The 18,299-nt window shown below is 71.3% G+C and carries 19 protein-coding genes; 7 read left to right on the top strand and 12 right to left on the bottom strand.

Going from position 1 to position 18,299, the window contains the following annotated elements:
* Positions 1–170 precede the first annotated feature (170 nt).
* The 4 genes from DVH02_RS02540 to DVH02_RS02530 form a co-directional block, all read right to left on the bottom strand.
* On the bottom strand, positions 171–689 hold the full coding sequence (locus DVH02_RS02540; protein ID WP_114622008.1) for a SixA phosphatase family protein: 519 nt from the start codon (positions 687–689) through the stop codon (positions 171–173).
* A gap of 91 nt (positions 690–780) precedes the next feature.
* Positions 781–990, bottom strand: coding sequence for a hypothetical protein (locus DVH02_RS02535; protein ID WP_114622007.1), 210 nt, complete (start codon positions 988–990; stop codon positions 781–783).
* 160 nt (positions 991–1,150) lie between these two features.
* The gene (locus DVH02_RS36705; RefSeq protein ID WP_267899034.1) at positions 1,151–1,267 is read right to left on the bottom strand and encodes an SGM_5486 family transporter-associated protein; all 117 of its coding nucleotides are present in this window, start codon (positions 1,265–1,267) and stop codon (positions 1,151–1,153) included.
* A gap of 4 nt (positions 1,268–1,271) precedes the next feature.
* On the bottom strand, positions 1,272–2,585 hold the full coding sequence (locus DVH02_RS02530; RefSeq protein WP_114622006.1) for a CynX/NimT family MFS transporter: 1,314 nt from the start codon (positions 2,583–2,585) through the stop codon (positions 1,272–1,274).
* A gap of 78 nt (positions 2,586–2,663) precedes the next feature.
* On the opposite strand from DVH02_RS02530, the gene DVH02_RS02525 reads away from it, so the two are divergent.
* Positions 2,664–3,338 carry a FadR/GntR family transcriptional regulator gene (locus DVH02_RS02525; protein ID WP_114622005.1) on the top strand — a complete coding sequence of 225 codons (675 nt, stop codon included), beginning with the start codon at positions 2,664–2,666 and terminating at the stop codon, positions 3,336–3,338.
* A gap of 19 nt (positions 3,339–3,357) precedes the next feature.
* On the opposite strand, the gene DVH02_RS02520 is transcribed toward DVH02_RS02525, so the two are convergent.
* The 3 genes from DVH02_RS02520 to fabG form a co-directional block, all read right to left on the bottom strand.
* A complete protein-coding gene (locus DVH02_RS02520) occupies positions 3,358–3,729 on the bottom strand; it encodes a hypothetical protein (RefSeq protein ID WP_233517998.1) in 372 nt (123 codons plus the stop codon).
* Between the two features lie 252 nt (positions 3,730–3,981).
* Positions 3,982–4,752, bottom strand: a complete 771-nt coding sequence (gene fabI / locus DVH02_RS02515; RefSeq protein WP_114622004.1) for an enoyl-ACP reductase FabI — start codon at positions 4,750–4,752, stop codon at positions 3,982–3,984.
* 4 nt (positions 4,753–4,756) lie between these two features.
* Positions 4,757–5,476: a 3-oxoacyl-[acyl-carrier-protein] reductase gene (gene fabG, locus DVH02_RS02510; protein WP_114622003.1), complete on the bottom strand. Its 720-nt coding sequence runs from the start codon at positions 5,474–5,476 to the stop codon at positions 4,757–4,759.
* Between the two features lie 312 nt (positions 5,477–5,788).
* Between fabG and DVH02_RS02505 the strand changes: the two genes are divergently transcribed.
* From DVH02_RS02505 to tyrS, 3 genes are read left to right on the top strand one after another with little or no spacing between them, the layout of a single operon-like run.
* Entirely contained in the window at positions 5,789–7,312 is a 1,524-nt protein-coding gene (locus DVH02_RS02505) for a TldD/PmbA family protein (protein ID WP_114622002.1), read from the top strand.
* Complete coding sequence (locus DVH02_RS02500; RefSeq protein ID WP_114622001.1) at positions 7,309–8,709, top strand: metallopeptidase TldD-related protein; 1,401 nt, start codon at positions 7,309–7,311, stop codon at positions 8,707–8,709. The genes DVH02_RS02505 and DVH02_RS02500 overlap by 4 nt, the downstream gene beginning before the upstream one ends.
* A 54-nt stretch (positions 8,710–8,763) precedes the next feature.
* On the top strand, positions 8,764–10,032 hold the full coding sequence (tyrS, locus tag DVH02_RS02495; RefSeq protein WP_114622000.1) for a tyrosine--tRNA ligase: 1,269 nt from the start codon (positions 8,764–8,766) through the stop codon (positions 10,030–10,032).
* A gap of 74 nt (positions 10,033–10,106) precedes the next feature.
* Here tyrS and DVH02_RS02490 read toward each other — a convergent pair whose 3' ends face one another.
* Positions 10,107–10,400 carry a GlsB/YeaQ/YmgE family stress response membrane protein gene (locus tag DVH02_RS02490; protein ID WP_114621999.1) on the bottom strand — a complete coding sequence of 98 codons (294 nt, stop codon included), beginning with the start codon at positions 10,398–10,400 and terminating at the stop codon, positions 10,107–10,109.
* 216 nt (positions 10,401–10,616) lie between these two features.
* On the opposite strand from DVH02_RS02490, the gene DVH02_RS02485 reads away from it, so the two are divergent.
* Positions 10,617–10,973 (top strand): DUF3099 domain-containing protein, encoded by a 357-nt coding sequence (locus DVH02_RS02485; protein ID WP_114622025.1) that lies wholly within the window; start codon positions 10,617–10,619, stop codon positions 10,971–10,973.
* A gap of 236 nt (positions 10,974–11,209) precedes the next feature.
* Entirely contained in the window at positions 11,210–11,473 is a 264-nt protein-coding gene (locus DVH02_RS02480; RefSeq protein ID WP_114621998.1) for a hypothetical protein, read from the top strand.
* A 49-nt stretch (positions 11,474–11,522) separates the two neighbouring features.
* Here DVH02_RS02480 and moaA read toward each other — a convergent pair whose 3' ends face one another.
* The 3 genes from moaA to DVH02_RS02465 all read right to left on the bottom strand — a co-directional run bounded on the left by moaA (position 11,523) and on the right by DVH02_RS02465 (position 14,720).
* Complete coding sequence (moaA, locus tag DVH02_RS02475) at positions 11,523–12,512, bottom strand: GTP 3',8-cyclase MoaA (RefSeq protein ID WP_114621997.1); 990 nt, start codon at positions 12,510–12,512, stop codon at positions 11,523–11,525.
* Positions 12,513–12,687: 175 nt separating this feature from the next.
* Positions 12,688–14,325: a solute symporter family protein gene (locus DVH02_RS02470; RefSeq protein WP_407697581.1), complete on the bottom strand. Its 1,638-nt coding sequence runs from the start codon at positions 14,323–14,325 to the stop codon at positions 12,688–12,690.
* Between the two features lie 17 nt (positions 14,326–14,342).
* Positions 14,343–14,720, bottom strand: coding sequence for a DUF485 domain-containing protein (locus DVH02_RS02465; protein WP_114621995.1), 378 nt, complete (start codon positions 14,718–14,720; stop codon positions 14,343–14,345).
* A 251-nt stretch (positions 14,721–14,971) separates the two neighbouring features.
* Between DVH02_RS02465 and DVH02_RS02460 the strand changes: the two genes are divergently transcribed.
* Entirely contained in the window at positions 14,972–16,549 is a 1,578-nt protein-coding gene (locus DVH02_RS02460; RefSeq protein ID WP_114621994.1) for a S8 family peptidase, read from the top strand.
* A 110-nt stretch (positions 16,550–16,659) separates the two neighbouring features.
* Here the strand turns inward: DVH02_RS02460 and DVH02_RS02455 are convergent, their stop codons facing one another.
* Positions 16,660–17,703 carry a zinc-dependent alcohol dehydrogenase family protein gene (locus DVH02_RS02455; protein WP_114621993.1) on the bottom strand — a complete coding sequence of 348 codons (1,044 nt, stop codon included), beginning with the start codon at positions 17,701–17,703 and terminating at the stop codon, positions 16,660–16,662.
* Between the last annotated feature and the right edge of the window lie 596 nt (positions 17,704–18,299).

The raw sequence follows: 18,299 nt of genomic DNA, 5'->3' as shown, positions 1-18,299 counted from the left end.
GGGTCGTACGCGTACGGACTGCGTGCGCGCGGGCTCCGTGGGCACGGGGTCCGTACGTACGGTCCGTGCGTACGGCCCGTACGCGCGCGGTCCGTTACGCGCGCGGTCCGTTACGCGCGCGGTCCGTTACGCGCGCGGTCCGTTACGCGCGCGGTCCGTTACGCGCGCGGTCAGTCGTGCGGGCTCCAGAACTGATCGAGCCTGCCCACTCCGTGTTCCACCGACTTCCAGGTGCCGCTGAAGCTGATCACGGCGAACGACGAGGTGGGGAAGCCGCTCCGGTTCATCCGGGCCAGCGCACCGCCCTCGCCCTGGCCGGCGAGGGCGTCGGCCAGCGCGTGCGTACCGGGGTTGTGACCGACCAGGAGGAGGTCGTTCACCTCCTCGGGCGTCTCGTTGACCACGGCGATCAGCTCACCGAGCGATGCCTCGTAGAGCCGCTCCTCGTAAACGGTCTTCGGGCGCTGGGGCAGCTCCTGCACGGCCAGCTTCCAGGTCTCGCGCGTTCGCACCGAGGTCGAGCAGAGCACCAGGTCGACGTCGATGCCGGTACCGGCCAGCGTCCGGCCCGCCACCGACGCGTCCTTGCGGCCTCTCTCGGCGAGCGGACGCTCATGATCGGACACCTCGGGCCAGTCGGCCTTCGCGTGCCGGAGTAGGACGATCCTTCGGGGTGTATCGACGCTCATGCACTCCAGCTTCGCACGAAAGGTGCCACAGGGCGCAGGGTGTTGGTGTGCGGCCCCCGGCACGGGTGAACCCGGCCGGGGCCCACCGGTGCTATCGGGCGAGAGTCAGATGGATGTGCTCCAGGATCCGGCCGACCGCCGGATCGTCCGTGGCGGCGTGCGCCTGACCGGGGCCGGACATCAGGAGGAGGAGCACGCCGAAGGCGAGCGCGGGCAGGGCTATGGACCACCACGGCAGCCGGACGCCGACGCCACCGGAGGGAGCCTGGGAGCGGGTCCGGGGGTGCGTGTGGGCCGACATGGCCACCTCCGTGGATCGGGCGGGGTCCGTGGTGTCCGGACCTCCCGGTCCGGGCTACCTCAGAACCTACGGACCGCGGACCGCCCCGCCCATCCGGTGACCCACCCACTTCACCCTGACCCCTGCCCCCTAGGGGATGGGGGAGCAGGCCCCCCTGTCGTTACGGGCTGGCGATGGTGGCCACGATGCTGATGATCACCATGATGCCGATGATGGTGCCGAAGACGAGCAGCAGCTTCCGCTGGCCGTTCTGGGGATTCGGGTCGAGGACTGGCATGCCCTCAGTCTCGCACCCGGGTCTCGTCCTCGATCGTCCGGTCCCGCCCCGCGACCGCGCCCGCCAGCATCTGCGGCACCAGGAGCCCCGCCATCAGCGCGATCGGCAGCCCCCAGCCGCCCGTGTGCTGGTAGAGCACACCGACCAGCAGCGGACCGGGGATGGAGATCAGATAGCCGGTGCTCTGGGCGAAGGCGGAGAGCCGCACCACACCCGCGCCGGTACGCGACCGCATGCCGATCATGGTGAGGGCCAGCGGGAAGGCGCAGTTCGAGATGCCCAGCATCAGCGCCCACAGCCAGGCGCCCTGGGCCGGTGCGACGTACAGGCCCGCGTAGGCGGCCAGTCCGCAGAGCCCGAGGCCGATGACCAACGGTGCCTGGTTCGTCATCCGGGCGGCCGTGCGCGGGATCACGAAGGCCAGCGGCACGCCCATCACCATGATCAGGGCGAGCAGCAGCCCCGCGGTGCCCGCCGAGACGCCCGCGTCGCGGAAGATCTGCGGCATCCAGCCCATGGTGATGTACGCGCCGCTGGCCTGGAGGCCGAAGAAACAGGCCAGCGCCCAGGCCGTACGGCTGCGGCCGAGCCGCAGGGCGGAGGGGGCCGGGGACGGGTCCGCCGCCCCCTGACCCGCGCCGCGCTCGCGGATCAGCCCGAGCCAGGGCAGTACGGCCACGGCGGCGAGCACGGCCCAGATCCCCAGCCCCGGCCGCCAGCCGCCGAGCGCCCGGGTCAGGGGAACCGTCACCGCCGCCGCGCCCGCCGTACCGAGGGCGAGCGCCATCGAGTACAGCCCGGTCATGGTGCCGACCCGGTCGGGGAAGTAACGCTTGACGATCACCGGCATCAGCACGTTGCTGACGGCGATGCCCATGAGCGCGCACGCGCTGGCGGCGAGGAAGAGGACCGTACCGCCGGCGAAGGCCCGCAGGGCCACGCCCGCCGTGATCGCGACCATGCCCGCGAGGACGACGACACCGGGCCCGAACCGCCGGGCCAGCCGGGGTGCGGCGAAGCCGAAGACCGCGAAGCACAGGGGCGGTACGGAGGTGAGGACGCCCGCGACGCTGCCGCTCATGTGCAGCCCGACCCGTACCTCTTCGAGGAGCGAGCCGAGGCTGGTGATGGCGGGGCGGAGATTGAGCGCGGCGAGCACGAGTCCGGCGATCAGGAACCGGGTGCGCCAGGGCGAGGAGGCCGGGAGGGCGGCGGGCGGGCGGCTCCCGGCGCCCTCCGCCGCCGGGGCGAAGGAGGGCGCCGGAGGTATCGGGGAGAGCGTCCCGGGTGGTGTGGGAGGCTGAGACTCATCAGACATGGGCCCATCATAGAATGATGGGACGTTTAGTGGTCGACCCCGCCCTACCCGCCCCTCCGCCGATCATTTGGGAGCATCATGGCGTTGACCTCACCCCGGCGTACCGCACTCTCCGACCAGGTGATCTCCGAGCTGCGGAACCAGATCACCACGGGCGCGTGGCCGGTGGGCTCGCGCATCCCGACCGAGCCGGAGCTGGTCGATCAGCTCGGTGTGGCCCGCAACACCGTCCGTGAGGCGGTGCGCGCGCTCGCCCACAACGGGCTGCTGGACATCCGGCAGGGCTCGGGGACCTATGTCGTCGCGACCAGTGAGCTGGCGGGGGTGATGCACCGCAGATTCGCCGACGCGGATCCCCGAGACATCGCCGAGCTGCGCTCGACACTGGAGTCCTCGGCCGCGCGGCTGGCCGCCCAGCGGCGTACGGACCGGGACCTGCGGCAGCTGGAGGAGCTGCTCGCCCGGCGCGAGGCGGCGTGGGCGGCGGGCGAGACCGAGCCGTTCGTCGCGGCCGACTCGGCGCTGCACATGGCGGTCGTCGCGGCCTCGCACAACGAGGCGCTGGCCGCCGTCTACGCGGACCTCGGCCATGTGCTGCACGACTGGCTCCGCGACGACGTGGGCCAGGAGCTGCGCCCGGAGAAACACATGGACCACGCGCGGCTGGTGGCGGCGATCCGGGCGGGCGACGCGGAGACCGCGGCGCGGGAGGCGGCGAGTTACGCGCCGACCTGTCTGACCGGCCGGGTCTGATCCGGCGACGGCCGGGCCGTCAGGGGCGCTCGTGGGTGACCCACGCCTCGCGGACCTCCTTCCAGCACCGGTCGGCGAGCCTGACGCGGTGCGCGGCCCCGACCTCCACCCGCGCGCCGTCGGCGGCCACGTCCCACCAGCGCGCGCACCGCACGTGGAGCTGGACGAGATCGGTCTCCGGGTACGGGTTGTGACACAAGGCGGTGACGTGCGAGCCCGCGAGGGTCGTCAGGCACGTGGAGTGGGAGGCGGCGCGGGAGGCGGCAGGGGAGGCGACGGGGGTACGGTCCCGATCGGCGCGGTCGGACCGGTCGACGGCGGTCGCGAGCCCCGACACGGTCGCCAGGAGGGCCACGCCGAACGCCACCGCGACGGGACGGAGCGGGCGCACGCGCACACACCTCCTCCCCCACGACGACCGGAAGATTCCGGTTTCACCCAGTCTGTTCACCCAGTCTGCGGCGAAGCGCCGTTCTTTTCGACTCGGGCTTCTCGACTCGGGCTTCTCGACTCGGGACGGGACACCGGGGCGCCGGGCCCGGCGCCCCGGGCACCAGGAGACACGAAAGGCTGTGTGACCGTCCGGGACGGTCACACAGCCTTCGAGGAAACGCGTCGACCCGAGCGCTCGCGTGGAGCCGGGTCAGGTACCGATCATGTGCACGCCGGAGTCGACGTGCACGATCTCGCCGGTGGTCTTCGGGAAGAAGTCCGACAGCAGACCGACGATGCCCCGGCCGGCCGGCTCCGGGTCGGCCATGTCCCACGCCAACGGGGCGCGGTGGTTCCAGACGTCCGCGAGCGACTCGAAGCCCGGGATGGACTTGGCGGCCATCGACTTGATCGGTCCGGCCGAGATCAGGTTGCAGCGGATGTTCCGCGGGCCCAGATCACGGGCGAGGTAGCGGTTGGTCGACTCCAGGGCGGCCTTGGCGACGCCCATCCAGTCGTACTTCGGCCAGGCGAACTGGGCGTCGAAGGTGAGGCCGACGACCGAGCCGCCGCGCTCCATCAGCGGGAGACAGGCCGTCGTCAGCGACTTGAGGGAGTACGCGGAGACGTGCACGGCGGTCGAGACGTCCTCCCAGGTGCCCTCGAGGAAGTTGAAGGCGCCCTGCGGGCCGAAGGCGATCGAGTGCACGACGCCGTCGAGCCCGGCGTCGTCGCCCTGCAGCTCACGGATCTTGTCGGCCAGACCGTCCAGGTGCTCCTGGTTGGTGACGTCCAGCTCGATGACCGGGGCGGGCTTGGGCAGCCGCTTGGCGATGCGCTCGACGAGCGTGAGCCGGCCGAAGCCGGTGAGGATGACCTCGGCGCCCTCCTCCTGCGCCACCTTGGCGGCCTGGAAGGCGATGGAGGACTCCGTGAGGACCCCCGTCACGAGAATGCGCTTGCCGGCGAGGATTCCACTCATGTGATCAGTGACCCATGCCCAATCCGCCGTCAACGGGAATGACGGCTCCAGTGATGTACGAGGCGTCGTCGGAGGCGAGGAACCGCACCGTGGCGGCGATCTCCTCCGGCTGCGCGTAACGGCCGAGCGGCACCTGCGAGACGATGCCCGCGCGCTGCTCGTCGCTGAGCACCTTCGTCATGTCGGTGTCCACGAAGCCGGGCGCGACGACATTGAAGGTGATGTTCCGGGAACCCAGCTCCCGGGCGAGGGAGCGGGCGAAACCGACCAGACCCGCCTTGGACGCGGCGTAGTTCGCCTGCCCCGCCGAGCCGAGCAGCCCGACGACCGAGGAGATCAGGACGACCCGGCCCTTCTTGGCGCGCAGCATGGCACGGTTGGCCCGCTTGACGACCCGGAAGGTGCCGGTGAGGTTGGTGTCGAGGACGGAGGTGAAGTCCTCCTCGGACATCCGCATCAGCAACTGGTCCTTGGTGACACCGGCGTTGGCCACCAGCACCTCCACGGGACCGTGCTTCTCCTCGACCTCCTTGTAAGCCTGCTCCACCTGCTCCGCGTCGGTGATGTCGCAGCGGACCGCCAGGCACCCCAGCTCGGTCAGGGCCTCGGGGGGCTCGCCGGAGCGGTAGGTGATGGCGACCTTGTCGCCGTTGTCGGCGAAGGCGCGGGCGATGGCGAGGCCGATGCCCCGGTTTCCTCCGGTCACGAGAACCGAGCGGCTCAACGGATCAGCCTTTCCTAGCGGTCTGGTTTCGCTAGAAACCTATCGGCCCCGGTCCGCTCGTGAGCGATCGCCCCCTGACAGCACCCGGGGACGGTCCCTGTTGGATCCCTACAGAAGACCGCTGCCGGCGGACCCCCGCGGTGGCCGCCGCCCCTCCCCCGGCTCGGGCGGGCGGGGGCGGGGGCGGGCACAAAGCGGCGCGGGGCGATCGGAGTCGGCCGAGTCGGGTCTTCGGCACCCGCGTTGTCAGTGCCTCGTGATTCACTTCCGAGACATATCGCATCCCGAGAGTAAGAGAAGGAGAGGCATCCCGTGCCCCATGAGGTGGATCAGTCGTTCCTGGCACTTCCGCTACGGGCCCTCGCCGACGCCGCGCTGGCGCGGGCGCGGGCGCTCGGGGCCGCGCACGCCGATTTCCGGTTCGAGCGGGTGCGCGGCGCGTCGTGGCGGTTGCGGGACGCGAAGCCGGCCGGGTCGTCGGACACCACGGACGTGGGGTACGCGGTCCGGGTGGTGCACGGCGGGGCCTGGGGCTTCGCCTCGGGGGTGGATCTGACGATGGACGCGGCGGCGCGCGTCGCCGGGCAGGCCGTGGCGATGGCGAAGCTGTCGGCGAAGGTGATCGCCGCGGCGGGGTCGGACGAGCGGGTGGAGCTGGCGGACGAGCCGACGCACGCCGAGAAGACCTGGGTGTCGTCGTACGAGATCGATCCGTTCGACGTGCCCGACGAGGAGAAGGCGGCGCTGCTCGCCGAGTGGAGCGGGCGGCTGCTCGGCGCCGCGGGGGTCGCGCATGTGGACGCGTCGCTGATGACCGTCCATGAGAACAAGTTCTACGCGGACACGGCGGGCACCGTCACGACCCAGCAGCGGGTCAGGCTGCATCCGCAGCTGACCGCCGTGGCGGTGGACGGCGAGAGCGGCGAGTTCGACTCGATGCGCACGATCGCGCCGCCGGTCGGCCGGGGCTGGGAGTACCTCACCGGGACCGGCTGGGACTGGGACGCGGAGCTGGCGCGGATTCCCGGGCTGCTCGCGGAGAAGATGCGCGCGCCGAGCGTCGAGGCGGGGACGTACGACCTGGTGGTCGACCCCTCGAATCTCTGGCTGACGATCCACGAGTCGATCGGCCACGCCACCGAGCTGGACCGGGCGCTGGGGTACGAGGCGGCGTACGCGGGGACGTCGTTCGCGACGTTCGACCAGCTGGGCACGTTGGCGTACGGCTCCCCCGTGATGAACGTGACGGGGGACCGCACCGCCGAGCACGGTCTGGCGACCATCGGGTACGACGACGAGGGCGTCGAGGCGCAGTCGTGGGACCTGGTCGCGGGCGGCACCCTCGTCGGCTATCAGCTGGACCGCAGGATCGCGAAGCTGACGGACCTCGGCCGGTCCAACGGGTGCGCGTACGCGGACTCGCCGGGCCACGTGCCCGTACAGCGCATGGCGAACGTGTCGCTGCTGCCCGATCCTGGCGGGCGGTCCACGGAGGATCTGATCGGGGGCGTGGAGCGCGGCATCTATGTGGTCGGGGACCGGTCGTGGTCGATCGACATGCAGCGCTACAACTTCCAGTTCACCGGCCAGCGGTTCTTCCGGATCGAGAACGGCCGGCTGGCCGGCCAGCTGCGCGATGTCGCCTACCAGGCGACGACCACGGATTTCTGGGGCTCCATGGAGGCGGTCGGCGGGCCGGGGACCTATGTCCTCGGCGGCGCGTTCAACTGCGGCAAGGCCCAGCCGGGCCAGGTCGCGGCGGTCTCGCACGGCTGCCCGTCCGCCCTGTTCCGCGGCGTCAACATCTTGAACACCACGCAGGAGGCGGGACGATGAGCAGGGCGATCAGGAGCAGCAAGCCGCACGAGATCGTCGAGCGCGCGCTCGAACTGTCCACCGCCGACGGCTGTGTGGTGATCGCCGACGAGCAGTCGTCGGCCAATCTGCGCTGGGCGGGCAACGCGCTCACCACCAACGGGGTCACCCGGGGCCGCACACTCACCGTCATCGCCAGCGTCGACGGGGCGCGGGGCACCGCTTCCGGTGTGGTGTCGCGGGCGGCCGTGACCGCCGACGAGCTGGAGCCGCTGGTACGGGCCGCCGAGGCCGCCGCGCGCGGGGCGGGGCCCGCCGAGGACGCGACGGAGCTGGTCGGCGGCGGGCAGGTGTCCGGGGACTTCACTCAGCCGCCGCTGGAGACGACCTCCGCCGTCTTCGCGGACTTCGCCCCGGCGCTCGGCGAGTCCTTCGCCCGCGCCCGGTCCGGCGGCCGTGAGCTGTACGGGTTCGCCAGCCACGAGCTGACCTCGACGTATCTGGGCACCTCCACCGGCCTGCGGCTGCGGCACGACCAGCCCAACGGCACGCTGGAGCTGAACGCCAAGTCGCCCGACCGCGCCCGGTCGGCCTGGGCGGGCCGGGCGACGCGCGACTTCCAGGACGTGGACCCGGCCGCGCTCGACGCGGAGCTGGCGCGTCGGCTGACCTGGGCCGAGCGGCGGATCGAGCTGCCCGCCGGGCGGTACGAGACGCTGCTGCCGCCGACCGCCGTCGCGGATCTGCTGATCTACCAGCTGTGGTCCTCGACGGCCCGGGACGCGGCGGAGGGCCGTACGGTCTTCTCCCGCCCCGGTGGCGGCACGCGGGTCGGGGAGACCCTCTCCGAGCTGCCGCTGACCCTGCGCAGCGATCCGCGCGAGCCGGGTCTGGAGTCGGCGCCCTTCGTGATCGCGCGCGCGTCGGGCGACGACGCGTCCGTCTTCGACAACGGTCTGCCGCTGGCGCCCACGGACTGGGTGCGCGAGGGCACGCTGAACCGGCTGATCACCACCCGGCACAGCGCGGCCCTGACCGGGCTGCCGGTCGCGCCCGGCATCGGCAACCTGATCCTGGACGGCGGCGGGCACGCGTCGCTGGAGGAGATGGTGGCGGGCACCTCGCGCGGGCTCCTGCTGACCTGTCTGTGGTACATCCGCGAGGTCGACCCGGCGACGCTGCTGCTCACCGGGCTGACCAGGGACGGGGTGTATCTCGTCGAGGACGGTGAGGTGGTCGGCGAGGTGAACAATTTCCGGTTCAACGAGTCGCCGGTCGGTCTGCTGGCGCGGGCGGTCGAGGCCGGGCGCACCGAAAAGACCCTGCCGCGCGAGTGGGGCGACTGGTTCACCCGGGCGGCGACACCGGCGCTGCGCGTGCCCGACTTCAATATGAGCTCGGTCAGCCAGGGTGTGTGACCCCCATAGACTGACCGCTGGTACATCCATTGACGTGCGAGGAGAGAGCCGACCGTGACGGACATCGTCGACGAGCTGAAGTGGCGTGGGCTGTTCGCCCAGTCCACTGACGAGGACGCTTTGCGCAAGGCGCTCGCGGACGGTCCCGTCACGTTCTATTGCGGCTTCGACCCCACCGCGCCCAGCCTGCACGTGGGGCATCTGGTGCAGGTGCTCACCGTGCGCAGGCTCCAGCTGGCCGGGCACCGGCCGCTGGCGCTGGTGGGCGGGGCGACGGGGCAGATCGGCGACCCCCGGCCGACGGCCGAGCGGACGCTGAACGATCCGGAGACGGTGGCGGGCTGGGTGGCGCGGCTGCGGTCGCAGATCGAGCCGTTCCTGGCCTTCGAGGGCCCGAACGCGGCCACGATGGTCAACAACCTGGACTGGACGGCGGGGCTCTCGGCGATCGAGTTCCTGCGGGACATCGGCAAGCACTTCCGGGTGAACAAGATGCTCACGAAGGACTCGATCGCCCGCAGGCTGGAGTCGGACGAGGGCATCAGCTACACCGAGTTCAGCTACCAGCTGCTCCAGAGCATGGACTTCCTGGAGCTGTACCGCCGCTACGGCTGTGTCCTGCAGCAGGGCGGCAGCGACCAGTGGGGCAATCTGACCGCCGGTCTCGACCTGATCCACCGCGTCGAGCCGGGCGCCGAGGTGCACGCGCTGGCCACCCCGCTGATGACCAAGGCGGACGGGACCAAGTTCGGCAAGACGGAGAGCGGCGCGGTCTGGCTCGACCCGGAGATGACCACGCCGTACGCGTTCTACCAGTTCTGGCTGAACGTGGACGACCGCGACATCCCCGCCTACAGCCGCATCCTGAGCTTCAAGTCCCGCGCCGAGCTGGAGCAGCTCGAACAGCTCACCGCCGAGCGGCCGCAGGCCCGCGCGGCGCAGCGGGCGCTGGCCGAGGAGCTGACGACGCTGGTGCACGGCGCGGACCAGTGCGCGGCGGTCGTCGCCGCGTCCCGGGCGCTGTTCGGCCAGGGCGAGCTGTCGGATCTGGACGCGGCGACGCTGGGCGCGGCGCTCTCCGAGGTGCCGCACGCCCGGGTCGCCGAGCCGGTGGCGGTGGTGGACCTGCTGGTCGAGGCCGGTCTGGCGCCGAGCAAGTCGGCCGCCCGCCGGACGGTCAAGGAGGGCGGCGCGTACGTGAACAACGTCAAGGTCGCGGACGCGGACGCGGTGCCCGGCCGCGCTGAGCTGCTGCACGGCCGGTGGCTGGTGCTGCGCCGGGGCAAGAAGAACCTGGCGGCGATCGAGGTCGCGGCGGGCTGACGGCATACGGTGGCGGCCGGGGCGTACGGGTTCTCTCCGTACGGCCCGGCCGCCACCGTCGTGGTGGAGCCGGGTCAGATGCGTTCCCGGGCTCCCCTGTTTCCTCTGCCGCCGCGGATCGCACTCCACAGTTTCGCGCCCACGGCGACCACGATGATCGCGCCGATCAGCTGGAGTACATGGCGGGTCCAGTCGATTCCGCTGGTGTGGCGCACCCCGATCCAGCCGGCCACGGCATTGCCGAGGATGCTGCCCAGGATGCCGAACACGGCCGTCAGCCACAGCGGGATGTGCTGCTTGCCCGGGATGATCGCTCGGGCGATCAGGCCGAGCACCAGGCCCACTACGATGACCCACAACCAATTCATGGTCGCCTCCTCACGCCGCGCGAGATGCGCATGAGCGTCAGTCTGCGGTGATCGCCCATACGTCGCATGTCGGGCACGACCGTACGAGGCCGGAGCTGGTGTCCGGGGGTGTGGCGGCCGGTGCCCCGCTCTCGTACCGGCGGAGTCCGCGGCGTACCGTGGTACGGGCCCCGGGCCGGCAGCGCCCGGCACGTACACATCGGGTGGTGGATCGGGATGCGGAAGCGGAGCGGTACAGAGGTCTTCCGGATCACGGGAGCACGCCAGGGTCTCGCCGAGGATGTGCGGGGCAGGCAGCGCCGCTATGTGATCTCGATGCTGGTGCGGACCGTGTCGGTGATCGCGACCGTGGCGTTGTGGAACGTGCAGCGGCCGGTGGCGATCGTGGCTCTCGTCCTGGGCGCGCTGCTGCCGTATGTGGCGGTGGTGTTCGCCAACGCGGGCCGGGAGAACGTCCCTTCGCTGCCCTCGACGTTCGTGACGCCGGTGCCCCCGACGATGATCGCGCCGGGCGCCGGCCCGGTCGCGGCGGCGGGGTCCGCCGGGGACGGCGGGGCCGAGGACCGTCCGTAGGGCCGTCCTTCCGCAGAGCGACGGCCGGTGGCGCCGCTGCCCGCGCGGCCGCGTCAAGCTCAAGAAAAGCTCAGATCAATCGTGAAGTTCTTGTGCACCACACCCCGTTGCGCGTGACATACTTTGGAGGCGCTCCGCATCCCCCGTCGGAGCGACAGACCGACGCCGGGCAGCTCCCCCCGTGGCTGCCCGGCGTCGCCTTTTCCCGTTGTCGGCGGTGCGCTTAGGGTGAATGAGTGAACTTCCCCTTCCCCGCCGGTCCCGCCTCCGGCGGCCACGGCTCCGATGTCTCCGACGCCGCGCCGGTCTGCTCCGCCAAGGGGTGCCGCGCCCCCGCCGTCTGGGTGCTGGCCTGGAACAATCCCACACTGCACACTCCGGAGCGGCGCAAGACCTGGCTGGCCTGCGACGAGCATCGCGAGCACCTCTCCTCGTTCCTCGGGGTGCGCGGCTTCCTGAAGGATGTGGTGGCTCTGGAGGAGTGGGAGCAGCGGCACTAGCGAGTAAGTCCGAAGTCCCGTCTGGTCGAGCGGTGTCCCGGGCGCCGGTTCAGCCGCCGATGGCGGACATCGGTCGGTCCGGCTGAAGGAACGCCGGGTCGTCCAGGCCGGAACCGGCCTTCTTTCCCCACATCGCGAGCTTCCAGAGCCGCGCTATCTCCTCGTCGGGCGCGTCGGAGCGCAGCGCGCCGCGCAGATCCGTCTCCTCCTGGGCGAACAGACAGTTGCGCACCTGGCCGTCGGCCGTCAGCCGGGTGCGGTCGCAGGCGCCGCAGAACGGCCGGGTGACGGAGGCGATGACCCCGACGCGGTGCGGGCCGCCGTCCACGAGCCAGCGCTCCGCGGGGGCGGAGCCGCGTGCCGCTCCGTCTTCCTCGGTGAGCGTGAACCGCGTACGCAGCGAGGTGAGGATGTCACCGGCGGTTATCATCCCGTCGCGCTTCCAGCCGTGCTGGGCGTCGAGGGGCATCTGCTCGATGAACCGCAGCTCGTAGCCGTGCTCCACGGCCCAGGCGAGCAGATCGGGCGCCTCGTCCCCGTTCAGGCCGGGCATCAGCACGGTGTTGACCTTGACGGGGGTCAGCCCCGCCTCGTGCGCGGCGCGCAGCCCGTCGAGCACGTCCGCGTGGCGGTCACGCCGGGTGAGGGTCTTGAAGGCGTCGGGCCGCAGGGTGTCGAGGGAGACGTTGACGCGGTCCAGCCCGGCGGCCCGCAGCGCCGCCGCGGTGCGCTTGAGGCCGATGCCGTTGGTGGTCAGCGACATCCTGGGGCGCGGCTCCAGCGCGGCGCATCGCTCGACGATGCCGACCAGACCGGGGCGGAGCAGCGGTTCTCCGCCGGTGAAGCGGATCTCGGTGATGCCGAGCCGCGTCACGGCGAGGCGGATCAGCCGGACTGTCTCGTCGTCGCTGAGCAGGTCGGATTTGGTGAGCCACTGGAGGCCCTCCTCCGGCATGCAGTACGTGCACCGGAGATTGCAGCGGTCCGTCAGTGAGACGCGCAGGTCGGTGGCGACCCTGCCGTAGGTGTCGATGAGCACGATGAGCCTCCTCCCGGTCGAATGTCCCGATGGGCGGTGGAATGGCCCGGCGGGCGGCCCTGTGTTCGGCTCGGACACGTCCGAGCCTACGTCAGACCACTGACACCGCCCCGGGCCGTACGTCCAGGAGCGGGGACGCAGGGCCCGGGGCGGCGGCGCCGGGAGGGGCGGGAGATCAGTGCGCTCCCGTACCGGTGAGGGACTTGACCTCCAGCTCCGCGTACTTGCCCTTGTCGGGCTCCTCCTTGGACAGGACGGTCCCCAGCCAGCCGAGCAGGAAGCCCAGCGGGATCGAGATCAGTCCGGGGTTCTCCAGCGGGAAGAAGTGGAAATCGACGCCGGGGAACATCGAGGTGGGCTTCCCCGAGACGACGGGCGAGAACAGCACCAGCAGGACGGAGGAGGCCAGGCCGCCGTAGATCGACCACAGGGCGCCCTGGGTGGTGAACCTCTTCCAGAAGAGGCTGTAGAGGATCGTCGGCAGGTTGGCCGAGGCCGCGACGGCGAAGGCCAGCGCGACCAGCCCCGCCACGTTCAGGTCGCGGGCGAGTGCGCCGAGCGCGATGGAGACGACGCCGATGGCGACGGTCGCCCAGCGGGCGGCCCGTACCTCCTCCTGCTCGGTGGCCTCACCCTTGCGGATGACATTGGCGTAGATGTCGTGCGCGAACGACGACGAGGACGCCAGCGTCAGGCCCGCGACCACCGCGAGGATGGTGGCGAACGCGACCGCGGAGATCACCGCGAGCAGGATCGCGCCGCCGGTCGAGCCCGCGCCGCCGCCGATCTCCAGGGCGGCCAGCGGCGCCGCCGTATTGCCCGCCTTGTTGGAGGCGATGATGTCGCCGGGCTTGAGCAGGGCGGCGGCGCCGAAGCCGAGCACGATGGTCATCAGGTAGAAGGCGCCGATGATGCCGATGGCCCAGATGACCGACTTCCGGGCGGCCTTCGCGGTCGGAACGGTGTAGAAGCGGATCAGGATGTGCGGCAGCCCCGCCGTGCCGAGGACCAGGGCGATGCCCAGGGAGATGAAGTCCAGCTTCGAGGTCGCGGTGGCCCCGTACTTGAGTCCGGGCTCCAGGAAGGCCGCGCCCTTGCCGCTGTTGCTCGCCGCCGAGCCCAGCAGGTCGGAGAGGTTGAAGTGGAACTTCAGCAGAATGAGGAAAGTGATCAGCAAGGTGCCCGCGATGAGCAGGACGGCCTTGACCATCTGCACCCAGGTGGTGCCCTTCATGCCGCCGATCGTGACGTACACGATCATCAGCAGGCCGACCAGCGCGACGATGGCGATCTTCCCGGCGTCGCTGGTGATGCCGAGCAGCAGCGAGACCAGGACGCCCGCGCCGGCCATCTGCGCCAGCAGATAGAAGATCGACACGACGATGGTGGAGGTACCGGCGGCCGTACGGACCGGGCGCTGGCGCATGCGGTACGCGAGGACGTCGCCCATCGTGTAGCGGCCGGAGTTGCGCAGCGGCTCCGCGACCAGCAGCAGCGCCACCAGCCAGGCGACGAGGAACCCGATGGAGTAGAGGAAGCCGTCGTATCCGAAGAGGGCGATGGCTCCGGCGATGCCGAGGAACGACGCGGCGGACATGTAGTCGCCGGAGACCGCCAGGCCGTTCTGGAAGCCGGTGAACTGCCGGCCGCCCGCGTAGAAGTCGGAGGCGCTCTTGGTCTGGCGGCCGGCCCAGACGGTGATGACCAGGGTGGCGACGACGAACAGCCCGAAGAGCGTGATGATCAGCGGCCGGTGCTCGCTGGCGTCCCCCGCGGCGGCGAGCTGGAGGGGCACCTCGACGGGCCCGCTCATGAGTGCGACCGGGTGGCTCATGCGTCCGCCTCCATACGGGACTTGATGGCCTGCGCGCCCGGGTCGAGCCGGCGGGCCGCGTGCCGCGAGTAGATCCAGGCGATCAGGAAGGTGGTGACGAACTGCGCGAGACCGAGGATCAGCGCGACGTTGATGTTGCCGAAGACCTTGGTGCCCATGAAGCCGCCCGCGTAGTTGGACAGCAGCACGTACAGCAGGTACCAGGCGATGAAGGCGACGGTCAGCGGAAAGGCGAAGGAGCGGTACGTGCGCCGCAGTTCGGCGAACTCGGCGCTCTCCTGCACCTCGACGAACTGGGCCGTCGTGGGATGGGCCGGCGTGGCAGGGGTCGCGGAGTCCGGCACGGGCTCGGGCGGCGGGGCATCGGAAGCCACGGAATCTCCTCGTGACGCGGGTGCGGTGGAGTGGGACACGGGGGAAGACCTCACAGGTTCGGTCGGACGCTCGTCCCCCTGACAACGGCACGGGAAGCGCGACGACGCGGTTCAACCCCGGGCTTTTTCTTCCGGAAATGATTCGGGGAACGATTGAAGAGCACCGATGATCAGCGATAACTTCACTGGTCATGTACTCGTCCAAGCGCAGCCCGCGCGGGGACGGCACTCAAGGATGATGTGGAGAACCCATGGCTCATCTGGGATCCAGACGGCGGCGCGCACTCGCCCTGCCCGTAGGTCTGGCACTCACCGTCTCGCTCGGCTTCCTGCCCGCGGCCTCGGCGTCGGCCGCCCCCGCGGGCGGCCCCGCGCCGGTCGTGACGGACGGTCCGAAGCTGTCGTACGTGGTGAACACCTACGGCGGGGTCCTGACGGCCAAGTCGGTCGCGAAGGCGATAGACCGGGCAGGCGGCACGGTGGTGACCACCTATGACCGGATAGGTGTCACCGTCGCCACCTCGCAGAACCCGGACTTCGCTAAGACCGTGCGCAAGACCCCCGGCGTCCTGTCCGCCGGTGCCACCCGCACCGCGCCGCTGCCCTCGCAGTCCACCACGGACATCGGGGCGCCCCAGGAGCTGACGGCCGAACAGGTCGAGGCGGCGACGGCTGCCGCGGCGAAGGCGTCCGCGTCGGCGAGGTCGGCGGCCTCCGGGGCCGCCGCGGCCGACGAGCCGGACCCGCTGGAGCCCTTGCAGTGGGACCTGCCCGCCATCAAGGCGGACCAGGCGCACAAGGTCTCGCTCGGCAGTCCCAAGGTCACCGTCGGGGTCATCGACACGGGCGTCGACGACACCCACCCGGACCTCGCGCCGAACTTCGACCGCGCGGCGTCGGTCAACTGCGTGAGCGGCAAGCCCGACACGACGGACGGCGCCTGGCGGCCGACCGCCGAGGAGAGCCCGCACGGCACGCATGTCGCGGGCGAGATCGCCGCCGCGAAGAACGGCATCGGCGTCACGGGCGTGGCGCCGGGCGTGAAGGTGGCGGGCATCAAGGCGTCCACGCCGGCCGGCTACTTCTACGCCGAGGCCGTCGTGTGCAGCTTCGTGTGGGCCGCCGAGCACGGCATCGACGTGACGAACAACAGCTATTACACCGACCCGTGGTACTTCAACTGCCTGAACGACCCGGACCAGAGGGCCCTGGTCGACGCGATCACCCGGGCCACCCGGTACGCGGAGACGAAGGGCACGGTCAACGTGGCCGCGGCGGGCAACGAGAACTACGACCTCGCGTCCCGCTCGATCACCGACTCGTCCAGCCCGAACGACTCCACGCCCGGTGAGCGCGTCATCGACCCGGCCAAGTGCTTCGACATCCCGACCCAGCTGCCGGGAGTCGTCACGGTCTCGTCGACCGGCGCGAAGGGCCTGAAGTCGTCCTTCTCCAACCACGGTCTGGGCGTCATCGACGTCTCCGCCCCCGGCGGCGACTCCACCGCCTACCAGCCCCCGGCGCCCCCGGCGACCAGCGGTCTGATCCTCGGCCCGCTGCCGGGCGGCAGGTGGGGCTACATGGCCGGCACGTCGATGGCCTCCCCGCACGTCGCGGGCGTGGCGGCGCTGCTGAAGTCGACGCACCCGCACGCGTCGGCGGCGGCCATCAAGGCGCTGCTGAAGGTCCAGGCCACCCCGGTGGTCTGCCCGGAGGCGTACGACATCAACGGTGACGGCGAGATCGACGCCGTGTGCACCGGCGGCAAGCGCCACAACAGCTTCTACGGGGCGGGTCTGGTCGACGCCCTGGCGGCGGTACGCAAGTAGCCGCGCCCGGCACGGCACACACGCACCGCGGGCCGTCTCCCCCGAGGGGGGCGGCCCGCAGCCGTGGGTCAGCACGTGCCGGTCAGCACGTACGGGTCAGCATGTACGGGTCACATCTTGACGAGCACCTTGAGCGCGATGCGCTCGTCCATCGCCTTGTAGCCGCTCGCGATGTCGTCGAGGCCGACGCTCACGTCGAAGACCGGCGACGGGTCGATCGTTCCGTCGAGCACGTCGGGCAGCAGCTCGGGCAGGTAGGCGCGGGCGGGCGCGACGCCGCCGCGCAGGGCGATGTTCCGCGCGAACATGTGGCCGAGGTCGAGCCCGGTGGCGCTGCCGTGCGGCACGCCGACGTAGCCGATGGCGCCGCCGTCACGGGTGATCCGTACGGAGGTGAGCATGGACTGCTCCGTGCCGACCGCCTCGATCACGGAGTGCGCGCCCTGGCCGCGCGTCAGCTCCCGCACGGCCGCGACCGCCGCGTCGCCCCGCTCGGCGACGATATCGGTGGCGCCGAACGTCCTGGCGATGTCGGTACGGGCCTGGTGCCGCCCGAGCGCGATGATCCGCTCGGCGCCGAGCCGCTTGGCGGCCAGCACCCCGCAGAGCCCGACCGCGCCGTCCCCGACGACGGCGACCGTGGCACCGGGCCGCACACCGGCGCCGACGGCCGCGTGGTGGCCGGTGCCCAGCACGTCGGAGAGCGCGAGCAGCGCGGTGAGCAGCCGGTCGTCGGAGGCGGCGTCCGCCGGGAGCTTGACGAGCGTGCCGTCGGCGAAGGGCACCCGTACCGCCTCGCCCTGTCCGCCGTCGGAGCCGGGCCGGCCCCAGATGCCGCCCTGCGGGCAGGAGGTCGGAAGCCCCTCGTGGCAGATGTCACAGACGCCGTCGGACCAGGCGAAGGGCGCGACGACGAGATCGCCCGGGGCGAATCCGCTCACGTCGCCCCCGGCCTCCTCCACCACACCGAGGAATTCGTGGCCTATCCGCTGCTCGGGTCCTGTGTTGCCCTCGCCCCGGTACGGCCACAGGTCGCTGCCGCAGATGCAGGCACGCAGCACCCGGACCACCGCGTCGGTGGACTGCTGGATCGTGGGGTCGGCGACCTCCTCCACGCGAATGTCCCGGGGGGCGTGGATGACGGTTGCGCGCATGGGGGGTTTCCGTTCCTTTGGGGGGAAATGACGCGTACCGAATCGTTTGGTACGACCATTCACCGTAAGCGCGTGCCCGGGGGGCAGTGCAAACGAGCCTCGCGACGGGGAGCGTGCGCCGTACGATCCCGTGCACGGTCCGTACGCACGACGCGTGAGGCGGCGCCGCGCCGAGCGCCCCGGCGGCGGGGCCGGGCGAACCGGGCCCCATGCCCGATGTGCGGGACGTACGGAGCCGGTCGAGCCGCGAACCGCCCCCGGATACCGCGTACATCGGCTTCGCGACGGGCGGCGAGCCGGAGATCCCGGGCCGCGCGCCGAAGAACGGACCCGGTGCGCCACGTGAGCTGCCCGGATCGCGCCCACCCCAACTCCCCTCGTGCCACTGGGAAGAGGGCCCCTTCGACCTGAACCGGCCGACCGGTCAGGAGCAACTCACCACCAGGCTGCCGGGCAGCGGCGCCCAGGACCTGTCTTCGAAGCAGCGCCGCCCGCCCCAAGGGCGGGCCCGGCGGCGTCCGGTGCGCCGCGCTCGCTTCACTCTCTCCGCCTCGGACGCCCTAGACCCCCTAGACCCAATACCAGTGACATAGGGG

It is taken from the genome of Streptomyces corynorhini, from assembly GCF_003346515.1.
GTDB lineage: Bacteria > Actinomycetota > Actinomycetes > Streptomycetales > Streptomycetaceae > Streptomyces > Streptomyces corynorhini.
The sequence above is the reverse complement of the archived record's forward strand: the minus strand, read 5'-3'. Positions and strand labels throughout refer to the sequence as shown.

Bases quoted from the DNA above. Each gene is read 5' to 3' on its own strand.
- DVH02_RS02530 (WP_114622006.1), bottom strand. From the start codon at position 2,585: ATGTCTGATGAGTCTCAGCCTCCCACACCACCCGGGACGCTCTCCCCG.
- DVH02_RS02500 (WP_114622001.1), top strand. From the start codon at position 7,309: ATGAGCAGGGCGATCAGGAGCAGCAAGCCGCACGAGATCGTCGAGCGC.
- DVH02_RS02540 (WP_114622008.1), bottom strand. From the start codon at position 689: ATGAGCGTCGATACACCCCGAAGGATCGTCCTACTCCGGCACGCGAAG.
- DVH02_RS02485 (WP_114622025.1), top strand. From the start codon at position 10,617: ATGCGGAAGCGGAGCGGTACAGAGGTCTTCCGGATCACGGGAGCACGC.
- fabI (WP_114622004.1), bottom strand. From the start codon at position 4,752: ATGAGTGGAATCCTCGCCGGCAAGCGCATTCTCGTGACGGGGGTCCTC.
- DVH02_RS36705 (WP_267899034.1), bottom strand. From the start codon at position 1,267: ATGCCAGTCCTCGACCCGAATCCCCAGAACGGCCAGCGGAAGCTGCTG.
- DVH02_RS02455 (WP_114621993.1), bottom strand. From the start codon at position 17,703: ATGCGCGCAACCGTCATCCACGCCCCCCGGGACATTCGCGTGGAGGAG.
- DVH02_RS02460 (WP_114621994.1), top strand. From the start codon at position 14,972: ATGGCTCATCTGGGATCCAGACGGCGGCGCGCACTCGCCCTGCCCGTA.
- DVH02_RS02535 (WP_114622007.1), bottom strand. From the start codon at position 990: ATGTCGGCCCACACGCACCCCCGGACCCGCTCCCAGGCTCCCTCCGGT.
- DVH02_RS02470 (WP_407697581.1), bottom strand. From the start codon at position 14,325: ATGAGCGGGCCCGTCGAGGTGCCCCTCCAGCTCGCCGCCGCGGGGGAC.
- DVH02_RS02525 (WP_114622005.1), top strand. From the start codon at position 2,664: ATGGCGTTGACCTCACCCCGGCGTACCGCACTCTCCGACCAGGTGATC.
- DVH02_RS02490 (WP_114621999.1), bottom strand. From the start codon at position 10,400: ATGAATTGGTTGTGGGTCATCGTAGTGGGCCTGGTGCTCGGCCTGATC.